Raw genomic sequence first — 21,458 nt, 5'->3', positions numbered from 1 at the left:
AAAGTAAGGAAAAACATGGCTAATATTTTAAAAACAATTATCGAAAATGATAAAGGAGAAATCCGTCGTCTGGAAAAGATGGCTGACAAGGTTTTCAAATACGAAGACCAAATGGCTGCTTTGACTGACGACCAACTAAAAGCAAAAACAGTTGAATTTAAAGAACGTTATCAAAATGGAGAATCACTGGATTCATTGCTTTATGAAGCATTTGCGGTTGTCCGTGAAGGTGCCAAACGTGTCCTAGGACTCTTTCCATATAAGGTTCAGGTTATGGGGGGAATCGTTCTTCACCATGGTGACGTGCCAGAAATGCGTACAGGGGAAGGGAAAACTTTGACTGCGACTATGCCGGTATACCTCAATGCTCTTTCAGGTAAAGGGGTTCACGTAGTTACGGTTAACGAATACCTGTCAGAACGTGATGCGACTGAGATGGGTGAATTGTACTCATGGCTTGGTTTGTCAGTAGGGATTAACTTGGCTGCCAAATCTCCAATGGAGAAAAAAGAAGCCTATGAGTGTGATATTACCTACTCAACCAACTCAGAAATCGGATTTGACTACCTTCGTGATAACATGGTCGTTCGCGCTGAAAACATGGTACAACGTCCGCTTAACTATGCCTTGGTCGATGAGGTTGACTCAATCTTGATTGACGAGGCGCGTACACCTTTGATCGTATCAGGTGCTAACGCAGTTGAAACCAGTCAGCTCTACCACATGGCAGACCACTATGTAAAATCGTTGGACAAAGACGACTACATCATTGATGTGCAGTCTAAGACTATTGGTTTGTCTGATTCAGGGATTGACAAGGCTGAAAGCTACTTCAAGCTTGAAAACCTTTATGACATCGAAAACGTAGCTCTGACTCACTTTATCGATAACGCCCTTCGTGCCAACTACATCATGCTTCTCGATATTGACTATGTGGTGAGCGAAGAGCAAGAAATCTTGATCGTCGACCAATTTACAGGTCGTACCATGGAAGGTCGTCGTTATTCTGATGGATTGCACCAAGCTATTGAAGCTAAAGAAGGTGTTCCAATCCAAGATGAAACCAAGACATCTGCCTCAATCACTTATCAAAACCTTTTCCGTATGTACAAGAAATTGTCTGGAATGACGGGTACAGGTAAGACTGAGGAAGAAGAATTCCGTGAAATTTACAACATTCGTGTTATTCCAATCCCAACAAACCGTCCTGTTCAGCGTATTGACCATCCAGACTTACTTTTTGCTAGTATTGAAGCTAAGTTTAAGGCGGTTGTCGAAGACGTTAAGGCTCGTTACCAAAAAGGTCAACCTGTCTTGGTTGGTACAGTAGCGGTTGAAACCAGTGACTACATTTCTAAGAAATTGGTCGCAGCTGGCGTTCCTCACGAAGTCTTGAATGCCAAAAACCACTATAAAGAAGCTCAAATCATCATGAATGCTGGTCAACGTGGTGCTGTTACTATCGCAACCAACATGGCCGGTCGTGGTACCGACATCAAGCTTGGTGAAGGGGTTCGCGAACTTGGAGGACTTTGTGTTATTGGTACAGAACGTCATGAAAGCCGTCGTATCGATAACCAGCTTCGTGGACGTTCAGGTCGTCAAGGAGACCCAGGTGAGTCACAATTCTACCTATCTCTTGAAGATGATTTGATGAAACGTTTTGGTTCTGAACGTTTGAAAGGGATCTTTGAACGTCTCAACATGTCTGAAGAGGCCATTGAGTCTCGTATGTTGACACGTCAGGTTGAAGCAGCGCAAAAACGTGTCGAAGGAAATAACTACGATACCCGTAAACAAGTCCTTCAATATGATGACGTCATGCGTGAACAACGTGAGATTATCTATGCTCAACGTTACGATGTTATCACTGCAGACCGTGACTTGGCACCTGAAATTCAGGCTATGATCAAACGCACGATTGGTCGTGTCGTTGATGGTCATGCGCGTGCCAAACAAGATGAAAAACTAGAGGCAATTTTGAACTTTGCTAAGTACAACTTGCTTCCAGAAGATTCTATTTCAATCGAAGACTTGTCAGGTTTGTCTGATAAGGCTATTAAGGAAGAACTCTTCCAACGGGCCTTGCAAGTTTACGATAGTCAGGTTTCAAAACTACGCGATGAAGAAGCAGTTAAAGAATTCCAAAAAGTCTTGATTCTACGAGTGGTAGATAACAAGTGGACAGATCATATCGATGCCCTAGATCAATTACGTAACGCGGTTGGACTTCGTGGCTATGCTCAGAACAACCCTGTTGTCGAGTATCAGGCAGAAGGTTTCCGTATGTTTAATGACATGATTGGTTCGATTGAGTTTGATGTGACACGCTTGATGATGAAAGCACAAATTCATGAACAAGAAAGACCACAAGCAGAACACCATATCAGTACAACAGCGACCCGCAATATCGCTGCCCACCAAGCAAATATACCAGAAGATTTGGATTTGAGTCAGATTGGACGGAATGAACTTTGCCCATGTGGTTCTGGTAAGAAGTTTAAAAACTGTCACGGTAAAAGACAATAAAATGAGATAGTTTAGAGGCGGATACCTTGTGAAAAGTAAATTTTTACTTGGTATCCGTTTGATTTATAAGGAGATGAGTTATGGTATTTACAGCAAAAAGTCCTAAAATTAATATTGAAGAAGTTCGTGCCTTATCAAAATTAGAAGGTCAAGCTTTGGAGAGAAAATCTCAGCGCGATCAAGAGCTAGAAGCCATTATACGTGGAGAAGACCAGCGAATTCTCTTGGTAATCGGGCCATGCTCATCTGACAATGAAGAAGCTGTTCTTGAATACGCTAAGCGTTTGGCAGCTTTGCAAGAAGAAGTGGCAGACCGTATCTTTATGGTTATGCGTGTTTACACTGCCAAACCCCGTACCAACGGAGATGGCTATAAGGGCTTGATTCACCAGCCTAATGCGACAGAAGCCCCTAGCCTCATCAACGGAATCAAAGCCGTTCGACATCTTCATTATCGTGTCATCACGGAAACAGGTATGACTACTGCTGATGAAATGCTTTATCCTGAAAATCTACCGCTTGTAGATGATTTGATTTCTTACATGGCAGTTGGTGCACGTTCGGTTGAAGACCAGCAACACCGCTTTGTGGCAAGCGGGGCAGATTTTGCGACTGGGTTTAAAAATCCAACCTCTGGAAATCTCAATGTTATGTTTAATGGGATTTATGCTGCTCAAAACAAACAAAGTTTCCTTTTCCTAGGAAAAGAAGTGGAAACAACTGGGAACCCGCTTTCGCACGCTATTCTTCGTGGAGCAATCAATGAGTATGGTAAGAATATTCCTAACTACTACTATGATAATTTGATGGATACTATTGCTCAGTATGAGAAGATGGGCTTGGAAAATCCTTTTATCATTGTGGATACCAATCATGACAACTCTGGTAAGCAATATATGGACCAGATTAGAATTGTCCGCCAGACCTTGATTAACCGTGATTGGAATGAAAAAATCAAGCAGTACGTTCGTGGCTTTATGATTGAGTCTTATCTAGAAGACGGCCGTCAGAACGAACCGGAAGTATTTGGCAAGTCTATCACGGACCCTTGCCTGGGCTGGGATAATACGGAAGTCCTCGTCAGAGAAATCTACCAAACGCTAGGAGAATAAGATGGAATTTATTGAAAAAGGTCAAGAAATCGATATTGAAGCAATCAAGGCAGAAACCCAATTGTCTGTGGCAGCCTTGCGACTAAAGGAGCGTCGTGATAGAGAATTGGCAGACATCATTTCGGGAGAAGATGACCGGATCCTTTTGGTGATTGGTCCTTGCTCGTCTGACAATGAAGAGGCTGTCTTGGAATATGCCCGTCGTTTATCTGCTTTGCAAAAGAAGGTGGCGGACAAGATTTTCATGGTTATGCGTGTTTATACAGCTAAACCTCGCACTAACGGAGACGGCTATAAAGGTTTGGTTCACCAACCGGATACTTCTAAGGCTCCAAGTCTGATCAATGGCTTGCAGGCTGTGCGCCAGTTGCACTATCGTGTGATTACAGAGACTGGTTTGACAACGGCAGATGAGATGCTTTATCCGTCAAATCTGGTATTGGTAGATGATTTGGTCAGCTACCATGCTGTTGGGGCTCGTTCTGTGGAAGACCAAGAGCACCGCTTTGTGGCTTCAGGAATTGATGCACCAGTCGGAATGAAAAATCCAACCTCAGGAAATCTTGGGGTCATGTTTAACGGTATCTATGCCGCCCAAAACAAACAGACCTTCCTCTTCCATGGCCAAGAAGTTGAAACTTCAGGAAATCCTTTAGCCCACGTTATCCTTCGTGGAGCAGTCAATGAATATGGGAAAAATGAGCCTAACTTTTACTATGAAACCCTGCTAAATACTATTGAGCGTTATGAAGCCATGGGACTTGAAAATCCCTTTATCCTCATTGATACCAACCATGATAACTCAGGAAAGCAATATATGGAGCAAATTAGAATTGTTCGCCAGACCTTGCAAAATCGTGATTGGAACGAGAAAATCAAAAAGACGGTTCGAGGCTTTATGATTGAATCTTACCTAGCAGATGGTCGTCAAAACCAACCAGAGGTCTTTGGTTGCTCTATTACCGATCCTTGCCTAGGTTGGGAGAATACAGAGGCTTTGGTAGAAGAGATTTATGCTACCATGACAAAATAAGTGAAAAGGATGGAGTTGGGGAATCTCAACTCCTTTTGATGAGAATGATAGTTGGACACGGAATTGACATCGAAGAATTGGCTTCGATAGAAAGCGCAGTTACACGACATGAAGGATTTGCTAAGCGCGTACTGACCGCTAAGGAAATGGAGCGCTTCACCAGTCTTAAAGGGCGCAGGCAGATTGAATATTTGGCTGGTCGCTGGTCGGCTAAGGAGGCCTTTTCTAAGGCAATGGGAACGGGCATTGGCAAGCTCGGTTTTCAGGATTTGGAAGTCTTGAATAATGAACGCGGAGCGCCTTATTTTAGTCAGGCACCATTTTCAGGAAAGATTTGGCTGTCTATCAGCCATACAGATCAGTTTGTGACAGCCAGTGTCATTTTGGAGGAAAATCATGAAAGCTAGTCCACATAGACCAACCAAGGCTCTGATTCATCTGGGAGCTATTCGACAAAATATTCAGCAAATGTGTGCTCATATCCCTAAAGGAACGCTCAAGTGGGCTGTGGTCAAGGCCAATGCCTATGGGCATGGGGCTGTTGCTGTTGCGACGGCGATTCAAGATGATGTTGATGGTTTTTGCGTTTCCAATATTGATGAAGCCATTGAACTCAGACAGGCTGGACTCAGCAAGAAAATCCTTATTTTAGGAGTTTCTGAAATCGAAGCTGTTTCTCTTGCTAAAGAATACGACATTACCTTGACAGTGGCTGGACTGGAGTGGATTCAATCACTCTTAGATAAGGAAGAGGACCTAACTGGATTGACAGTCCACCTTAAGATTGACTCAGGAATGGGACGGATTGGTTTTCGAGAGGCTAGTGAGGCTGAGCAAGCTCAAGACTTGCTCAGACAACATGGTGCTGGTGTTGAAGGGATTTTTACCCACTTTGCTACTGCAGACGAGGAATCAGATGACTACTTTAATGCCCAGTTAGAACGGTTTAAAACTATTTTGGCCAGTATGAAAGGTCTTCCAGAGCTGGTTCATGCCAGCAATTCTGCAACGACCCTTTGGCATGCAGAGACTATTTTCAATGCGGTTCGTATGGGGGATGCTATGTATGGTCTGAATCCTAGCGGAGAGGTCTTGGACTTGCCCTATGACTTGAAACCAGCCTTGACCTTGGAATCTGCCTTGGTTCACGTCAAGACAGTTCCATCTGGAGCTTGCATGGGCTACGGAGCGACATATGAAGCGGATAGTGAGCAAGTCATTGCGACGGTGCCAATCGGCTATGCGGATGGTTGGACACGAGATATGCAGAATTTCACTGTCTTGGTAGATGGCCAAGCTTGCCCAATTGTTGGACGAGTTTCTATGGACCAAATCACTATTCGTCTGCCTAAGCTTTATCCGTTGGGAACAAAAGCAACCTTAATTGGCTCCAACGGAGGCAAGGAAATCACAGCTACTCAGGTAGCGACCTACCGTGGGACTATTAACTACGAGGTCGTTTGTCTCCTCAGCGATCGCATTCCGAGAGAATATTATTAGAAAAGAAAGGAGTGGAGCATGAATCTACATCAACCCTTGCATGTCTTACCTGGTGTGGGACCAAAGTCAGCAGAGAAATACGCCAAACTAGGAATTGAAAACTTGCAAGACCTCTTGCTCTACTTTCCTTTCCGTTATGAAGACTTTAAAACCAAGCAGGTGCTGGAGCTAGAAGACGGTGAAAAGGCAGTCCTATCTGGTCAAGTCGTGACTCCTGCCAGTGTCCAGTATTATGGTTTCAAGCGCAATCGCCTGCGCTTTAGCCTCAAGCAGGGAGAAGTTGTTTTTGCGGTGAATTTCTTTAACCAGCCCTATCTAGCAGACAAGATAGAGTTGGGAGCAACCCTTGCTGTCTTTGGAAAATGGGACCGTGCCAAGGCTAGTCTGACAGGGATGAAGGTCCTGGCTCAGGTGGAAGATGACCTCCAACCTGTCTATCGTCTGGTTCAGGGAATCAGTCAGGCCAGTCTGGTCAAAGTTATCAAGACGGCCTTTGATCAGGGACTGGACCTCTTGATAGAGGAAAATCTTCCCCAGTCTTTGCTCGATAAATACAAACTCATGTCCCGTTGTCAGGCCGTTCGTGCCATGCATTTTCCTAAGGATTTGGCAGAATACAAGCAGGCCCTTCGCCGTATCAAGTTTGAGGAACTCTTTTACTTTCAAATGCAGTTACAGACGCTCAAGTCTGAAAATAGAGTTCAGGGCAGCGGTCTGGTTTTGAACTGGTCTCAGGAAAAAGTGACAGCAGTCAAGGAAAGCCTTCCTTTTGCCCTGACCCCAGCTCAAGAAAAGAGTTTGCAGGAAATTTTGACCGACATGAAGTCGGACCACCACATGAATCGTCTTTTGCAAGGGGATGTGGGGAGCGGAAAAACGGTAGTCGCTGGCTTGGCTATGTTTGCGGCAGTGACAGCTGGCTACCAAGCAGCCCTCATGGTACCGACAGAAATCCTTGCAGAGCAACACTTTGAGAGTTTGAAGAGTCTCTTCCCAGACCTAAAACTCGCTCTCTTGACAGGTTCCTTGAAAGCTGCAGAAAAGAGAGAAGTCTTGGAGACTATTGCCAAGGGTGAGGCTGATTTGATTATCGGAACCCACGCTCTGATTCAGGATGGGGTGGATTATGCTCGTCTGGGCTTGATTATCATCGATGAGCAGCACCGCTTTGGTGTAGGGCAAAGGCGCGTTCTGAGAGAAAAAGGCGACAATCCAGATGTTCTCATGATGACAGCGACTCCTATTCCACGGACGCTGGCTATCACAGCCTTTGGCGATATGGATGTTTCCATTATCGACCAGATGCCAGCAGGGCGGAAGCCTATTGTGACACGCTGGATCAAGCATGAGCAACTACCTCAGGTCTTGACTTGGTTAGAGGGGGAAATTCAAAAAGGTTCCCAAGCCTATGTCATCTCTCCCTTGATTGAAGAATCAGAAGCTCTGGATTTGAAAAATGCCATTGCCTTATCAGAGGAATTGACGGCTCATTTTGCTGGTAAGGCAGAGGTGGCTCTTCTACATGGTAAGATGAAGAGTGACGAAAAAGACCAGATTATGCAGGATTTCAAAGAGAGAAAAACGGATATTCTAGTTTCGACGACGGTTATTGAGGTCGGCGTTAATGTTCCCAATGCGACTGTCATGATCATCATGGATGCCGATCGTTTCGGTCTTAGCCAGCTGCACCAGCTCAGAGGTCGTGTTGGTCGGGGAGATAAGCAGTCCTATGCCGTTCTAGTTGCCAATCCTAAGACTGATTCTGGGAAAGATCGCATGCGCATCATGACAGAAACCACCAATGGATTTGTCCTTGCTGAGGAAGATTTGAAAATGCGTGGTTCGGGTGAGATTTTTGGAACCAGACAGTCAGGTCTTCCAGAGTTCCAAGTGGCTGATATTATCGAAGATTTTCCAATTTTAGAAGAAGCCAGAAAGGTTGCAAGCTACATTAGTTCTATAGAGGGCTGGCAAGAAGATCCAGAATGGCGCATGATTGCCCTTCATTTGGAAAAGAAAGAACATTTAGATTAATACTCTTCGAAAGTCTCTTCAAACCACGTCAACGTCGCCTTGCCGTATATATGTTACTGATTTCGTCAGTCTTATCTACAACCTCAAAGCAGTGCTTTGAGCAACCTGCGGCTAGTTTCCTAGTTTGCTCTTTGATTTTCATTGAGTATAAGCTTTCTGTAAGGAAATCTTAAGCTAGCTTTCAGGTTTGGCCCTTATACTAGAGTCATCAAAAAGAAACGAGGACTCTCACATGACAGTAACGATTAAAGTAAATTACCAAACCACTTTCCAAAAGAAAGAAGCAAAAAACTAATAGAAATAGAAGAAAGAGCGAAAATGCTCTTTTTTGTTTCTAAAAGCACAATTTATTGAATCTAAAATAGCACACTGTGGATTCTAAAAAATTTCTAGAAATTATAGTAGATTGAATCTGGAATAGTCCACCGAGTTTTCTAAAATATTGTTAGAAATTAGTTTGAATTCCGCAATCAATTTGTTCAGTTTTTATTTCATTTAACTATAATTTGACTTTCCTAATTTCTTTGTTCATATCTTATTTCAATATACTATATCTTACTATTTCAGAGCCCACATCTAGCATAACTAAAAAAAACAGATTCTTCCATCTATCACGGAAAAATCTGTCATTGATTTAATGATTTACAAAAACTCCAACCACGGCTTGCGAACCTTATCTTTGCTGGTTTCTCTATATTTTTTAGTTCTTATTTATGATGCTCTTTTAATAGTTCTTCAAACTCAGCGACAGTCATACCCAACTGTTGACTGGCAACTTCAGAAGGCAAAAGACCTTGACGGACTAGATTTAGTAGCATAGACAAACTTCCTTCAACTTTTCCACGCTCCAGTCCCTGTTCAATACCACGTTCCAACCCCTGTTCAATCCCTTCTGCCCTAGCAGTTTCCAAGGCATAATCATGAGCCAATAATGCCTGTTCTTCACGCATACGTAGTTGACTAAACATTTTCCTGTCCTCCTCGGACCAGCTCTTGTAGTCTAGCAGTTGGTCTGCCTGGCTGATGGCTCGCTCGGGTTCCTGGGTAAAGGGTTTATTACCGAAAAACTCCAACCACGGCTTGCGAACCTCGTCTTTGCTGGTTTCTTTGTATTTTTTTAATTCCAAGAACGCCATCTTAACTAGATGGTTTTCTTGTCCATTGTTTGTGATGGTTAAGACCTCACCTGTCATGTCTTCGCGCATACTAAAACTGTGAAAAGCCAAATCATCCGAGAAGTAATTACTATCCACGATTGCGATAGCGTATACTGGGGCAATATGTTTGTAACTCTGGTGAGTGTCACCTTCACGTTGGCGAATTTTTTCGAGGTTTTGATTAACCTGACTGCATAGATAAGCCCACAGGCGATTGATGAAAAAATTCTGATGATGCACCTGAATCTCAATAATTACTTGCGTCCCATTGTCCAACTCCGCCAAAACATCTATACTGGTATAGAAATCCTGCGCTGAATAAGGCATGGAGGGTAATACGTGAATATTGCTTCCCTCCAAAATCGTCACATTTTTTGCTGGCAAGTCCAGCATATCACGAATAAATTGACAAGTAATCTCTGGGTTGCTAAAAATCTTCTTAGCTACTAAGTCATTGGTTGGGCTAATGCCCGGATGTCTTAGAATCATCCTTTTCCTCCTTTTATTATACCACAGTTTTAAATCTAAAATCACTAGATTCACTGCTACTATCTATTTATTCGGAAAAGAAAGGATAAATGAAATAGAAAATAAAAAATAAGAACAGCGGCTAAGCAATAAATTTTAAGATTATCTGTCTTCTCCGCTTATCTGATAATAAATAAGGTTCGCAATATAGCCTTTTCTCTCTACCACATTTGCAACAGTCTTTAGATAGGACATTCCAGTCTTATCCATAACATGACCTGAAGCTGGGTTGAGACTGGCATATCGTGCTTTGACTTTTTGAAAACCTGCTTGAGTAAAACAGAAGTCTAAGATAGCTTTTAAGGCCTCTGTCATAAGACCACGACTCCAATAGTTTTTTCCTAAAACATAGCCAATTTCACAACTGGAATCATCCTCATTCATCTCAACGATGCTGATATCTCTTATCACTTGCTCTGGGTTTTCTTTGAGGTAAATGACTCATTTGTAATAGTTGGGATTGGCATAGGAAGCAACCCAATTACGAATTGAGTTTCGAGTGACCTCAACATCAGGATGGGGATTCCAAGTAACATAGGTCAGATTCTCAGCAGACGAAGCCCAATTTTGAAACATGGCTTCCGCATCACTCTCCACAAATCTTCTCAAGATTAAACGGTTTGTCTGTAATATTTGCGCACCTATTGCTTTTATGATGTTACCTCGCTTTCTGGTGTGTGATTCTCTATTCAATCTCCATTGAAACTATAGTATATCGAGATAAGCTGTAGACAAATCAACTGGGGCATTCACATTAATTTCTAAAACTACTTTCAGCCCATCATCACACAAATAAAGAATCTAAAATCTCTTTCTATTTATTCTTCTTTCTTGCATTGCTTTCTTAGATATGCTACAGTGGTGGTAGCGGTTACAAAAAAGGAGCATGCTATGAAAAATCCAGCTTTATTAGAAGAAATTAAGACTTATAAAGGACGAGATGAGGTTCCAGAGGACTTTGATATTTTTTGGGATGAGGAAGTGAAAAAAGTTTCAACTCTTCCCGCCTACCAGTTGGAGGAAAGAAATTTCCACATTCCTCAAGTCAAGTGTTATGAGTTAACATTTGAAGGAACCAATGAAGGCAAGGTCTATGCGCGCGTCGTTCTTCCAAAGAGTGACGAGAAGGTTCCGATAATCTTCCATTTCCATGGTTATATGGGACGTGGCTGGGACTGGGCTGACATGCTGTCCTTCACCGTTACTGGTTATGGTGTTGTTTCCATGGATGTGCGGGGACAGTCAGGTTATTCGCAAGACGGTTTGCGTTCTCCTTTAGGAAATACGGTTAAGGGACATATTGTCCGTGGGGCTGTGGAAGGTCGGGATCACCTCTTTTATAAGGATGTTTATCTGGATATTTACCAGTTGGTTGAAATTGTTGCTAGTCTGCCTCAGGTAGATGAGGAAAGACTTTCTAGCTATGGTGCCTCTCAAGGTGGTGCTCTAGCCTTGGTTGCGCCAGCCCTCAATCTACGGATTCAGAAAACAGTTGCCATCTATCCCTTCTTGTCTGATTTCAGACGAGTACTTGAGATTGGCAATACCAGCGAGGCCTACGACGAACTTTTCCGTTATTTCAAGTTTCACGACCCCTTCCATGAAACCGAGGAGGAAATTATGGCGACCCTTGCCTATATCGATGTGAAAAATCTTGCCCATCGTATCAAGGGTAAGGTTAAGATGATTACGGGCTTGGACGATGATGTTTGCTACCCTATTACCCAGTTTGCGATTTACAACCGCCTGACTTGCGACAAGGCCTATCGCATCATGCCTGAGTATGCCCACGAAGCCATGAATGTCTTTGTCAATGACCAAGTCTATAACTGGCTGTGTGGTAGTGAGATTCCTTTTAAGTATGTAAAATGATAAATGAGAGAGCCCAGTAGCTCTCTTTTTTGTAGTTTAATAAAAATGATTTAAAATAGATGATTCTCTGAAACTACTTTCAGAAACAGCTGTTCTATAAAATACTTTTGAAACTGTAATCTATCCTACTACAAAGTATTGAAAGCGCTTCATAAATGATATATAATCAACTCATAAGAACAAAGAAAAGGAGGAAAGAGGATGCCACAGATTACTAAAGAAGCCTTGATTGAACAAATCAAAGATGGAATCATCGTTTCTTGTCAGGCCCTTCCTCACGAACCGCTCTATACAGAAGCGGGAGGAGTCATTCCCTTGCTGGTCAAAGCGGCTGAGCAAGGTGGAGCAGTCGGTATCCGAGCAAACAGTGTTCGCGATATCAAGGAAATCAAGGAGGTCACAAAACTTCCAATCATTGGGATCATTAAACGAGATTATCCACCACAAGAACCCTTTATCACCGCTACTATGAAAGAAGTTGATGAATTGGCAGAACTGGACATAGAGGTGATTGCTCTAGACTGTACTAAACGCGAACGCTATGATGGTTTGGAGATTAAAGAGTTCATTCGTCAGGTTAAGGAGAAATATCCTCATCAGCTCTTGATGGCTGATACAAGTACTTTCGAGGAAGGATTGGCAGCCGTTGAAGCAGGAATTGACTTTGTCGGAACAACCTTATCAGGATACACATCTTATAGTCCAAAAGTGGATGGTCCTGATTTTGAATTAATCAAAAAACTCTGTGATGCTGGTGTAGATGTTATTGCAGAAGGGAAAATCCATACACCTGAACAAGCCAAACAAATCCTGGGATATGGAGTGCGAGGTATCGTTGTTGGTGGCGCTATTACTAGACCAAAAGAGATTACAGAACGCTTCGTTGCTGGTCTTAAATAAAAAATAAAGAAAGGGGGATTGAGTATGATTATTACTAAAATCAGTCGTTTAGGAACTTATGTGAAAGTAAATCCACATTTTGCAACATTAATAGATTTTCTAGAAAAAACAGGACTAGAAAATTTAACAGAAGGTCCGATTGATATCGATGGTGATCGATTATTTGGTAATTGCTTTACTTATCTAGCAGACGGTCAAGCAGGAGCCTTCTTTGAAACTCACCAAAAATATTTGGATATTCATTTAGTTTTGGAAAACGAAGAAGCCATGGCTGTTACGTCGCCAGAAAATGTAAGCGTTACCCAAAAATATGATGAAGAAAAAGATATTGAATTATACACAGGAGAAGTGGAACAGTTAGTTCATTTGAGAGCTGGTGAATGCCTTATCACTTTTCCAGAAGATTTACATCAACCCAAGGTTCGTATAAATGATGAACCTGTTAAAAAAGTTGTCTTTAAAGTTGCGATTTCTTAATGTAGAAAGGGAAGAACAATGAAAAAAATGAGAAAGTTTTTATGTCTAGCTGGAGTTGCGCTAGCAGCCGTTGCCTTGGTAGCTTGTTCAGGAAAGAAAGAAACTACAGCTGACACTGAACCACCGACAGAATTATCTGGTGAGATTACAATGTGGCACTCCTTTACTCAAGGACCACGTTTGGAAAGTATTCAAAAATCAGCAGATGCTTTTATGCAAAAGCATCCAAAAACCAAAATCAAGATTGAAACATTTTCTTGGAATGACTTCTATACTAAATGGACTACAGGTTTAGCAAATGGAAATGTGCCAGATATCAGTACGGCTCTTCCTAACCAAGTAATGGAAATGGTCAACTCAGATGCTTTGGTTCCGCTAAACGATTCTATCAAGCGTATTGGACAGGATAAATTTAACGAAACTGCCTTAAATGAAGCAAAAATCGGAGATGATTACTACTCTGTTCCTCTTTATTCACATGCACAAGTCATGTGGGTTAGAACAGATTTGTTAAAAGAGCATAATATTGAGGTTCCTAAAACTTGGGATCAACTCTATGAAGCTTCTAAAAAATTGAAAGAAGCTGGAGTTTATGGCTTGTCTGTTCCGTTTGGAACAAATGACTTAATGGCAACACGTTTCTTGAACTTCTACGTACGTAGTGGTGGTGGAAGTCTCTTGACAAAAGATCTTAAAGCAGATTTGACAAGTCAACTTGCTCAAGATGGTATTAAATACTGGGTTAAAATGTATAAAGAAATCTCACCTCAAGATTCTTTGAACTTTAATGTCCTTCAACAAGCTACCTTGTTCTATCAAGGAAAAACAGCATTTGACTTTAACTCTGGCTTCCATATTGGAGGAATTAATGCCAACAGTCCTCAATTGATTGATTCGATTGATGCTTATCCTATTCCAAAAATCAAAGAATCTGATAAGGAACAAGGAATTGAAACCTCAAACATTCCAATGGTTGTTTGGAAAAATTCAAAACACCCAGAAGTTGCTAAAGCATTCTTAGAATCACTTTATAATGAAGAAGACTACGTTAAATTCCTTGATTCAACTCCAGTAGGTATGTTGCCAACTATTAAGGGGATTAGCGATTCTGCAGCCTATAAAGAAAATGAAACTCGTAAGAAATTTAAACATGCTGAAGAAGTGATTACTGAAGCTGTTAAAAAAGGTACTGCTATTGGTTATGAAAATGGACCAAGTGTACAAGCTGGTATGTTGACTAACCAACACATTATTGAACAAATGTTCCAAGATATCATTTCAAATGGAACAGATCCTATGAAAGCAGCAAAAGAAGCAGAAAAACAATTAAACGATTTATTTGAGGCTGCTCAGTAGATGTAAAAGACTAGAAAATAGGTGGGCTAGTGAGCTGAAAAGCCCTAGCCCAATCTTGTAAAAGAAGGGAGAAGGAGAATGGTTAAAGAACGTAATTTAACTCGCTGGATATTTGTTTTGCCAGCTATGATTATCGTAGGATTACTCTTTGTTTATCCGTTTTTCTCGAGTATTTTTTATAGCTTTACCAATAAGCATTTGATTATGCCTAATTATAAATTTGTTGGTTTAGCTAACTATAAAGCTGTGCTATCAGATCCCAACTTCTTTAATGCGTTCTTTAATTCAATTAAGTGGACCGTTTTCTCATTAGTTGGTCAAGTTCTAGTAGGGTTTGTATTGGCTTTAGCTCTTCACAGAGTACGCCACTTCAAGAAATTATATAGGACCTTATTGATTGTTCCTTGGGCATTTCCTACCATCGTTATTGCCTTTTCTTGGCAGTGGATTCTAAACGGGGTTTATGGCTACTTACCTAATCTAATCGTAAAATTAGGTTTAATGGATCATACACCTGCATTTTTGACAGATAGTACATGGGCATTCCTATGTTTGGTGTTTATCAACATTTGGTTTGGAGCGCCGATGATTATGGTTAATGTACTTTCAGCTTTGCAAACAGTACCAGAAGAACAATTTGAGGCTGCTAAGATAGATGGTGCTTCAAGTTGGCAGGTGTTCAAGTTTATCGTCTTTCCACATATTAAAGTGGTTGTAGGACTTCTAGTTGTTTTGAGAACTGTATGGATCTTTAATAACTTTGATATCATCTACCTTATTACTGGTGGTGGACCGGCTAATGCTACAACGACGCTTCCAATTTTTGCTTACAACCTAGGTTGGGGAACTAAATTGTTGGGTCGTGCTTCAGCAGTTACAGTATTGCTCTTTATCTTCTTGATGGCGATTTGCTTTATCTACTTTGCTATCATCAGTAAGTGGGAAAAGGAGGGTAGAAAATAATGAAGAAGAAATCCAGTATTTATTTAGATATTCTCTCACATGTACTCTTGATTGGTGCGACCATTGTTGCAATTTTCCCATTGGTATGGATTATCATATCTTCTGTCAAGGGTAAAGGGGAATTAACTCAGTATCCAACACGATTTTGGCCTGAACAATTTACATTAGATTATTTCACTCATGTTATCAACGATTTGCACTTTATTGATAACATTCGAAACAGTTTAATCATTGCCTTAGCTACAACCGTTATTGCGATTATTATTTCTGCTATGGCAGCCTATGGTATTGTTAGATTCTTCCCTAAATTGGGAGCAATCATGTCGAGATTACTTGTCATTACCTACATTTTCCCACCAATTTTGTTAGCAATTCCCTATTCAATTGCCATTGCTAAAGTTGGATTAACAAATAGTTTATTTGGCTTGATGATGGTTTATCTATCTTTTAGTGTTCCATATGCAGTTTGGCTCTTAGTTGGATTTTTCCAAACAGTTCCAATTGGAATTGAAGAAGCAGCTAGAATTGATGGTGCAAATAAATTTGTTACATTTTATAAAGTTGTGCTACCGATTGTAGCACCAGGTATTGTAGCAACAGCTATTTATACATTTATCAATGCTTGGAATGAATTCTTGTATGCTTTAATTTTGATTAACAATACAGGAAAGATGACAGTAGCAGTAGCTCTTCGATCTCTTAACGGTTCAGAAATTTTAGACTGGGGAGATATGATGGCAGCATCTGTTATTGTGGTTCTTCCATCAATTATTTTCTTCTCTATTATCCAAAATAAGATTGCAAGTGGATTATCAGAAGGATCTGTGAAGTAAACGAAAGAAGGAAAAAATGAATAAGAGAGGTCTTTATTCAAAACTAGGAATTTCTGTTGTAGGAATTAGTCTTTTAATGGGAGTACCCACTTTGATTCATGCGAATGAATTAAACTATGGTCAACTGTCTATATCTCCTATTTTTCAAGGAGGTTCATATCAACTGAACAATAAGAGTATAGATATCAGCCCTTTGTTATTAGATAAATTATCTGGAGAGAGTCAGACAGTAGTAATGAAATTTAAAGCAGATAAACCAAACTCGCTTCAAGCTTTGTTTGGTCTATCTAATAGTAAAGCAGGCTTTAAAAATAATTACTTTTCAATTTTCATGAGAGATTCTGGTGAGATAGGTGTAGAAATAAGAGACGCCCAAAAGGGAATAAATTATTTATTTTCTAGACCAGCTTCATTATGGGGAAAGCATAAAGGACAGGCAGTTGAAAATACACTCGTATTTGTATCTGATTCTAAAGATAAGACATACACAATGTATGTTAATGGTATAGAAGTGTTCTCTGAAACAGTTGATACATTTTTGCCGATTTCAAATATAAATGGTATAGATAAGGCAACACTAGGAGCTGTTAATCGTGAAGGCAAGGATCATTATCTTGCAAGAGGAAGTATTGATGAAATCAGTCTATTTAATAAAGCAATTAGTGATCAGGAAGTTTCAACTATTCCCTTGTCAAATCCATTTCAGTTAATTTTCCAATCAGGAGATTCTACTCAAGCAAACTATTTTAGAATACCGACATTATATACATTAAGTAGTGGAAGAGTTCTATCAAGTATTGATGCACGTTATGGTGGGACTCATGATTCTAAAAGTAAGATTAATATCGCGACTTCTTATAGTGATGATAATGGGAAAACGTGGAGTGAACCAACTTTTGCTATGAAGTTTAATGACTATGAGGAGCAGTTAGTTTACTGGCCACGAGATAATAAATTAAAGAATAGTCAAATTAGTGGAAGTGCTTCATTTATAGATTCATCCATTGTTGAAGATAAAAAATCTGGGAAAACGATATTATTAGCTGATGTTATGCCTGCTGGTATCGGAAATAATAATGCAAATAAAGCTGATTCAGGTTTTAAAGAAATAAACGGTCATTATTATTTAAAACTAAAGAAGGATGGAGATAATGATTTCCGTTATACAGTCAGAGAAAATGGTGTCGTTTATGATGAAACAACTAATAAACCTACAAATTATACTATAAATGATAAGTATGAAGTTTTAGAGGGAGGAAAGTCTTTAACAGTTGAACAATATTCGGTTGATTTTGATAGTGGCTCTTTAAGAGAAAGGCATAATGGAAAACAGGTTCCTATGAATGTTTTCTACAAAGATTCGTTATTTAAAGTGACTCCTACTAATTATATAGCAATGACAACTAGTCAGAATAGAGGAGAGAGTTGGGAACAATTTAAGTTATTGCCTCCGTTCTTAGGAGAAAAACATAATGGAACTTACTTATGTCCCGGACAAGGTTTAGCATTAAAATCAAGTAATAGATTAATTTTTGCAACATATACTAGTGGCGAACTAACTTATCTCATTTCTGATGATAGTGGTCAAACATGGAAGAAATCCTCAGCTTCAATTCCGTTTAAGAATGCGACAGCAGAAGCGCAAATGGTTGAAATGAGAGATGGTGTGATTAGAACATTCTTTAGAACTACTACAGGTAAGATTGCCTATATGACTAGTAGAGATTCTGGAGAAACATGGTCAGAAGTTTCGTATATCGATGGAATTCAACAAACTTCATATGGTACACAAGTATCTGCAATTAGATACTCTCAATTAGTTGATGGAAAAGAAGCAGTCATTTTGAGTACACCAAATTCTAGAAATGGCCGTAAGGGAGGTCAATTAGTTGTCGGTTTAGTCAATAAAGAAGATGATAGTATCGATTGGAAATACCACTATGACATTGATTTGCCTTCGTATGGTTATGCTTATTCTGCGATTACAGAATTGCCAAATCATCACATAGGTGTATTGTTTGAAAAATATGATTCATGGTCAAGAAATGAATTGCATTTAAGCAATGTAGTTCAGTATATAGATTTGGAAATTAATGATTTAACAAAATAAAGGAGAAAAAATATGGTTAAATACGGTGTTGTTGGAACAGGATATTTTGGAGCTGAGTTGGCTCGTTATATGCAAAAGAATGATGGAGCAGAGATTACTCTTCTCTATGATCCAGATAATGCAGAGGCTATTGCAGAAGAATTGGGAGCAAAAGTAGCAAGTTCCCTAGATGAGTTGGTTTCTAGCGATGAAGTAGATTGTGTTATCGTCGCAACTCCAAATAATCTTCATAAGGAACCGGTTATTAAGGCTGCACAACATGGCAAAAATGTTTTCTGTGAAAAACCAATTGCGCTTTCTTATCAAGATTGTCGCGAGATGGTAGATGCATGTAAAGAAAATAATGTAACCTTTATGGCAGGACATATTATGAACTTCTTTAATGGTGTCCATCATGCAAAAGAACTCATTAATCAAGGAGTCATCGGAGACGTTCTATATTGTCACACAGCTCGTAATGGTTGGGAAGAACAACAACCGTCAGTATCATGGAAAAAAATTCGTGAAAAATCAGGTGGTCACTTGTATCACCACATCCATGAGTTGGATTGTGTTCAATTCCTTATGGGTGGCATGCCTGAAACTGTAACCATGACAGGTGGAAATGTAGCCCATGAAGGTGAAAATTTCGGTGATGAAGATGATATGATTTTTGTCAATATGGAATTTTCTAATAAGCGTTTTGCCTTGTTAGAATGGGGGTCAGCTTATCGTTGGGGTGAACATTATGTCTTAATTCAAGGAACAAAAGGCGCTATCCGCTTAGATTTATTCAACTGTAAAGGAACTCTTAAGCTAGATGGACAAGAAAGCTATTTCTTGATTCACGAATCTCAAGAAGAAGATGATGATCGTACTCGTATCTATCATAGTACAGAGATGGACGGAGCAATTGCTTATGGTAAACCAGGTAAACGTACTCCATTATGGCTATCATCTGTCATTGATAAAGAAATGCGCTATCTGCATGAGATTATGCAAGGAGCTCCAGTATCAGAAGAATTTGCAAAACTATTGACAGGTGAAGCTGCTCTAGAAGCAATTGCTACTGCAGATGCTTGTACCCAGTCTATGTTTGAAGATCGCAAAGTAAAATTGTCAGAAATTGTAAAATAAACATAATGTAAAGGGGATGAAAAATTTATTTTCTCCCCTCGTTTCGGAAATAAGTTAGGAGAAAATCTATGTCAGATTTAAAAAAATACGAAGGTGTCATTCCAGCTTTCTACGCATGTTATGATGATCAAGGAGAAGTAAGTCCAGAGCGTACGCGTGCCTTGGTGGAATACTTCATTGATAAAGGTGTTCAAGGTCTTTATGTTAATGGTTCTTCTGGTGAATGTATCTACCAAAGCGTTGAAGACCGTAAATTAATCTTAGAAGAAGTCATGGCAGTTGCCAAGGGTAAGTTGACTATTATTGCTCACGTAGCTTGCAATAATACTAAAGATAGTATGGAACTTGCTCGCCACGCAGAAAGCTTAGGAGTAGATGCTATTGCAACGATTCCGCCGATTTATTTCCGCTTGCCAGAATACTCAGTTGCTAAATACTGGAATGACATTAGTGCTGCAGCACCAAATACAGACTACGTGATTTATAACATTCCTCAATTAGCTGGTGTTGCTTTGACGCCAAGTCTCTACACTGAAATGTTGAAGAATCCACGTGTTATCGGTGTTAAGAACTCTTCTATGCCAGTTCAAGATATCCAAACCTTTGTGAGCCTTGGTGGCGAAGACCATATCGTCTTCAACGGTCCAGATGAACAGTTCTTAGGTGGTCGTCTCATGGGAGCTAAAGCTGGTATCGGTGGTACATATGGTGCGATGCCAGAACTCTTCTTGAAACTCAACCAATTAATTGCTGACAAAGACTTGGAAACAGCGCGTGAATTGCAGTACGCTATCAACGCTATCATTGGTAAACTCACTTCTGCACATGGAAATATGTACGGTGTCATCAAAGAAGTCTTGAAGATCAATGAAGGATTGAATATTGGTTCTGTTCGTTCACCATTGACACCAGTGACTGAAGAAGATCGTCCAGTTGTAGAAGCAGCTGCAGCCTTGATTCGTGAAACCAAGGAGCGCTTCCTCTAATCCATAAGGAGGTATTTATGACACACTACGTTTCAATTGATATCGGTGGAACCAACATCAAATATGGTTTGATCGACCAAGAAGGCCAACTTGTTGAATCCCATGAAATGCCAACAGAGGCGCATAAAGGTGGACCTCATATCTTACAAAAGACAAAAGATATTGTAGCTAGCTATTTAGAAAAAGGTCCAGTAGCAGGTGTTGCTATTTCTTCTGCTGGGATGGTGGATCCAGATAAGGGTGAGATTTTCTATGCTGGGCCTCAAATCCCTAACTACGCAGGCACCCAGTTCAAAAAGGAAATCGAGACTAGCTTTAATATTCCTTGTGAAATTGAAAATGATGTCAACTGTGCAGGTCTTGCTGAAGCGGTATCTGGTTCAGGCAAGGGAGCGAGTGTGACACTTTGCTTGACCATTGGAACCGGTATCGGTGGTTGCTTGATTATGGATGGGAAAGTCTTCCATGGATTTAGCAATTCAGCCTGCGAAGTCGGTTATATGCATATGCAGGATGGAGATTTCCAAGACTTGGCCTCTACGACAGCTTTGGTGGAGTATGTAGCAGCAGGTCATGGAGATCCAGTTGACCAGTGGAATGGTCGTCGTATCTTTAAGGAAGCTACCGAAGGAAACAAAATTTGCATGGCTGGTATTGACCGTATGGTAGACTATCTAGGAAAAGGTCTGGCAAATATTTGCTATGTGGCCAATCCAGAAGTAGTCATTCTCGGTGGCGGTATCATGGGACAAGAGGCTATCCTCAAACCAAAAATTCGCACAGCTTTAAAAGATGCCTTGGTACCAAGCCTAGCTGAAAAAACACGATTAGAATTTGCTCATCACCAAAATACAGCAGGGATGTTGGGAGCTTATTATCACTTTAAAACAAAACAATCCTAGTTTGGTTCAACCAAACTAGGATTTTCTAATCAAAGCCTCTTGACTTTCTT

General features: G+C 40.4%; 17 protein-coding genes and 1 pseudogene. 16 read left to right on the top strand and 2 right to left on the bottom strand.

Going from position 1 to position 21,458, the window contains the following annotated elements:
- Positions 1 to 15: 15 nt before the first annotated feature.
- The 6 genes from secA to recG all read left to right on the top strand — a co-directional run bounded on the left by secA (position 16) and on the right by recG (position 8,208).
- Positions 16 to 2,529, top strand: coding sequence for a preprotein translocase subunit SecA (secA, locus tag B7697_RS02375; protein WP_084950154.1), 2,514 nt, complete (start codon positions 16 to 18; stop codon positions 2,527 to 2,529).
- Between the two features lie 80 nt (positions 2,530 to 2,609).
- Positions 2,610 to 3,641 (top strand): 3-deoxy-7-phosphoheptulonate synthase, encoded by a 1,032-nt coding sequence (locus B7697_RS02370; protein ID WP_084950152.1) that lies wholly within the window; start codon positions 2,610 to 2,612, stop codon positions 3,639 to 3,641.
- A gap of 1 nt (position 3,642) precedes the next feature.
- Positions 3,643 to 4,674 (top strand): 3-deoxy-7-phosphoheptulonate synthase, encoded by a 1,032-nt coding sequence (locus B7697_RS02365; protein ID WP_084950150.1) that lies wholly within the window; start codon positions 3,643 to 3,645, stop codon positions 4,672 to 4,674.
- A 44-nt stretch (positions 4,675 to 4,718) separates the two neighbouring features.
- Positions 4,719 to 5,081 (top strand): holo-ACP synthase, encoded by a 363-nt coding sequence (gene acpS / locus B7697_RS02360; RefSeq protein ID WP_000635005.1) that lies wholly within the window; start codon positions 4,719 to 4,721, stop codon positions 5,079 to 5,081.
- Positions 5,071 to 6,174 carry an alanine racemase gene (gene alr / locus B7697_RS02355; RefSeq protein WP_084950148.1) on the top strand — a complete coding sequence of 368 codons (1,104 nt, stop codon included), beginning with the start codon at positions 5,071 to 5,073 and terminating at the stop codon, positions 6,172 to 6,174. The genes acpS and alr overlap by 11 nt, the downstream gene beginning before the upstream one ends.
- Positions 6,175 to 6,192: 18 nt before the next feature.
- On the top strand, positions 6,193 to 8,208 hold the full coding sequence (gene recG / locus B7697_RS02350) for an ATP-dependent DNA helicase RecG (protein WP_084950146.1): 2,016 nt from the start codon (positions 6,193 to 6,195) through the stop codon (positions 8,206 to 8,208).
- A 707-nt stretch (positions 8,209 to 8,915) separates the two neighbouring features.
- On the opposite strand, the gene B7697_RS02335 is transcribed toward recG, so the two are convergent.
- Together B7697_RS02335 and B7697_RS02330 are read right to left on the bottom strand one after the other, a co-directional pair.
- Positions 8,916 to 9,854, bottom strand: coding sequence for an Rpn family recombination-promoting nuclease/putative transposase (locus B7697_RS02335; RefSeq protein WP_033684859.1), 939 nt, complete (start codon positions 9,852 to 9,854; stop codon positions 8,916 to 8,918).
- A 141-nt stretch (positions 9,855 to 9,995) separates the two neighbouring features.
- Positions 9,996 to 10,547: pseudogene (locus tag B7697_RS02330) on the bottom strand (GNAT family N-acetyltransferase).
- Positions 10,548 to 10,784: 237 nt separating this feature from the next.
- Between B7697_RS02330 and B7697_RS02325 the strand changes: the two are divergent.
- The 10 genes from B7697_RS02325 to B7697_RS02280 all read left to right on the top strand — a co-directional run bounded on the left by B7697_RS02325 (position 10,785) and on the right by B7697_RS02280 (position 21,408).
- Complete coding sequence (locus B7697_RS02325) at positions 10,785 to 11,765, top strand: acetylxylan esterase (protein WP_084950144.1); 981 nt, start codon at positions 10,785 to 10,787, stop codon at positions 11,763 to 11,765.
- A gap of 201 nt (positions 11,766 to 11,966) precedes the next feature.
- The gene (locus B7697_RS02320; protein ID WP_084950142.1) at positions 11,967 to 12,665 is read left to right on the top strand and encodes an N-acetylmannosamine-6-phosphate 2-epimerase; all 699 of its coding nucleotides are present in this window, start codon (positions 11,967 to 11,969) and stop codon (positions 12,663 to 12,665) included.
- Positions 12,666 to 12,689: 24 nt separating this feature from the next.
- Complete coding sequence (locus B7697_RS02315) at positions 12,690 to 13,142, top strand: YhcH/YjgK/YiaL family protein (protein WP_000587482.1); 453 nt, start codon at positions 12,690 to 12,692, stop codon at positions 13,140 to 13,142.
- An 18-nt stretch (positions 13,143 to 13,160) separates the two neighbouring features.
- On the top strand, positions 13,161 to 14,498 hold the full coding sequence (locus B7697_RS02310) for an ABC transporter substrate-binding protein (protein WP_000738780.1): 1,338 nt from the start codon (positions 13,161 to 13,163) through the stop codon (positions 14,496 to 14,498).
- Positions 14,499 to 14,576: 78 nt separating this feature from the next.
- Positions 14,577 to 15,461: a carbohydrate ABC transporter permease gene (locus B7697_RS02305; RefSeq protein WP_000237987.1), complete on the top strand. Its 885-nt coding sequence runs from the start codon at positions 14,577 to 14,579 to the stop codon at positions 15,459 to 15,461.
- Positions 15,461 to 16,294 carry a carbohydrate ABC transporter permease gene (locus B7697_RS02300; RefSeq protein ID WP_000730468.1) on the top strand — a complete coding sequence of 278 codons (834 nt, stop codon included), beginning with the start codon at positions 15,461 to 15,463 and terminating at the stop codon, positions 16,292 to 16,294. Before B7697_RS02305 ends, B7697_RS02300 begins: the two co-directional genes overlap by 1 nt.
- A gap of 16 nt (positions 16,295 to 16,310) precedes the next feature.
- Positions 16,311 to 18,404: a neuraminidase NanB gene (nanB, locus tag B7697_RS02295; RefSeq protein WP_084950141.1), complete on the top strand. Its 2,094-nt coding sequence runs from the start codon at positions 16,311 to 16,313 to the stop codon at positions 18,402 to 18,404.
- Positions 18,405 to 18,416: 12 nt separating this feature from the next.
- Positions 18,417 to 19,520 carry a Gfo/Idh/MocA family protein gene (locus B7697_RS02290; protein WP_000241736.1) on the top strand — a complete coding sequence of 368 codons (1,104 nt, stop codon included), beginning with the start codon at positions 18,417 to 18,419 and terminating at the stop codon, positions 19,518 to 19,520.
- A 68-nt stretch (positions 19,521 to 19,588) separates the two neighbouring features.
- Positions 19,589 to 20,506, top strand: coding sequence for a dihydrodipicolinate synthase family protein (locus B7697_RS02285; protein WP_084864623.1), 918 nt, complete (start codon positions 19,589 to 19,591; stop codon positions 20,504 to 20,506).
- A gap of 17 nt (positions 20,507 to 20,523) precedes the next feature.
- Entirely contained in the window at positions 20,524 to 21,408 is an 885-nt protein-coding gene (locus B7697_RS02280; protein WP_084950138.1) for an ROK family protein, read from the top strand.
- The last annotated feature ends 50 nt before the right edge of the window (positions 21,409 to 21,458 follow it).

Origin of the sequence: Streptococcus mitis, from assembly GCF_002096895.1 — a bacterium.
In the GTDB taxonomy this organism is placed as follows: Bacteria; Bacillota; Bacilli; order Lactobacillales; family Streptococcaceae; genus Streptococcus; species Streptococcus mitis_AH.
The sequence above is the reverse complement of the archived record's forward strand: the minus strand, read 5'-3'. Positions and strand labels throughout refer to the sequence as shown.

Bases quoted from the DNA above. Each gene is read 5' to 3' on its own strand.
- secA (WP_084950154.1), top strand. From the start codon at position 16: ATGGCTAATATTTTAAAAACAATTATCGAAAATGATAAAGGAGAAATC.
- B7697_RS02370 (WP_084950152.1), top strand. From the start codon at position 2,610: ATGGTATTTACAGCAAAAAGTCCTAAAATTAATATTGAAGAAGTTCGT.
- B7697_RS02365 (WP_084950150.1), top strand. From the start codon at position 3,643: ATGGAATTTATTGAAAAAGGTCAAGAAATCGATATTGAAGCAATCAAG.
- acpS (WP_000635005.1), top strand. From the start codon at position 4,719: ATGATAGTTGGACACGGAATTGACATCGAAGAATTGGCTTCGATAGAA.
- alr (WP_084950148.1), top strand. From the start codon at position 5,071: ATGAAAGCTAGTCCACATAGACCAACCAAGGCTCTGATTCATCTGGGA.
- recG (WP_084950146.1), top strand. From the start codon at position 6,193: ATGAATCTACATCAACCCTTGCATGTCTTACCTGGTGTGGGACCAAAG.
- B7697_RS02335 (WP_033684859.1), bottom strand. From the start codon at position 9,854: ATGATTCTAAGACATCCGGGCATTAGCCCAACCAATGACTTAGTAGCT.
- B7697_RS02325 (WP_084950144.1), top strand. From the start codon at position 10,785: ATGAAAAATCCAGCTTTATTAGAAGAAATTAAGACTTATAAAGGACGA.
- B7697_RS02320 (WP_084950142.1), top strand. From the start codon at position 11,967: ATGCCACAGATTACTAAAGAAGCCTTGATTGAACAAATCAAAGATGGA.
- B7697_RS02315 (WP_000587482.1), top strand. From the start codon at position 12,690: ATGATTATTACTAAAATCAGTCGTTTAGGAACTTATGTGAAAGTAAAT.
- B7697_RS02310 (WP_000738780.1), top strand. From the start codon at position 13,161: ATGAAAAAAATGAGAAAGTTTTTATGTCTAGCTGGAGTTGCGCTAGCA.
- B7697_RS02305 (WP_000237987.1), top strand. From the start codon at position 14,577: ATGGTTAAAGAACGTAATTTAACTCGCTGGATATTTGTTTTGCCAGCT.
- B7697_RS02300 (WP_000730468.1), top strand. From the start codon at position 15,461: ATGAAGAAGAAATCCAGTATTTATTTAGATATTCTCTCACATGTACTC.
- nanB (WP_084950141.1), top strand. From the start codon at position 16,311: ATGAATAAGAGAGGTCTTTATTCAAAACTAGGAATTTCTGTTGTAGGA.
- B7697_RS02290 (WP_000241736.1), top strand. From the start codon at position 18,417: ATGGTTAAATACGGTGTTGTTGGAACAGGATATTTTGGAGCTGAGTTG.
- B7697_RS02285 (WP_084864623.1), top strand. From the start codon at position 19,589: ATGTCAGATTTAAAAAAATACGAAGGTGTCATTCCAGCTTTCTACGCA.
- B7697_RS02280 (WP_084950138.1), top strand. From the start codon at position 20,524: ATGACACACTACGTTTCAATTGATATCGGTGGAACCAACATCAAATAT.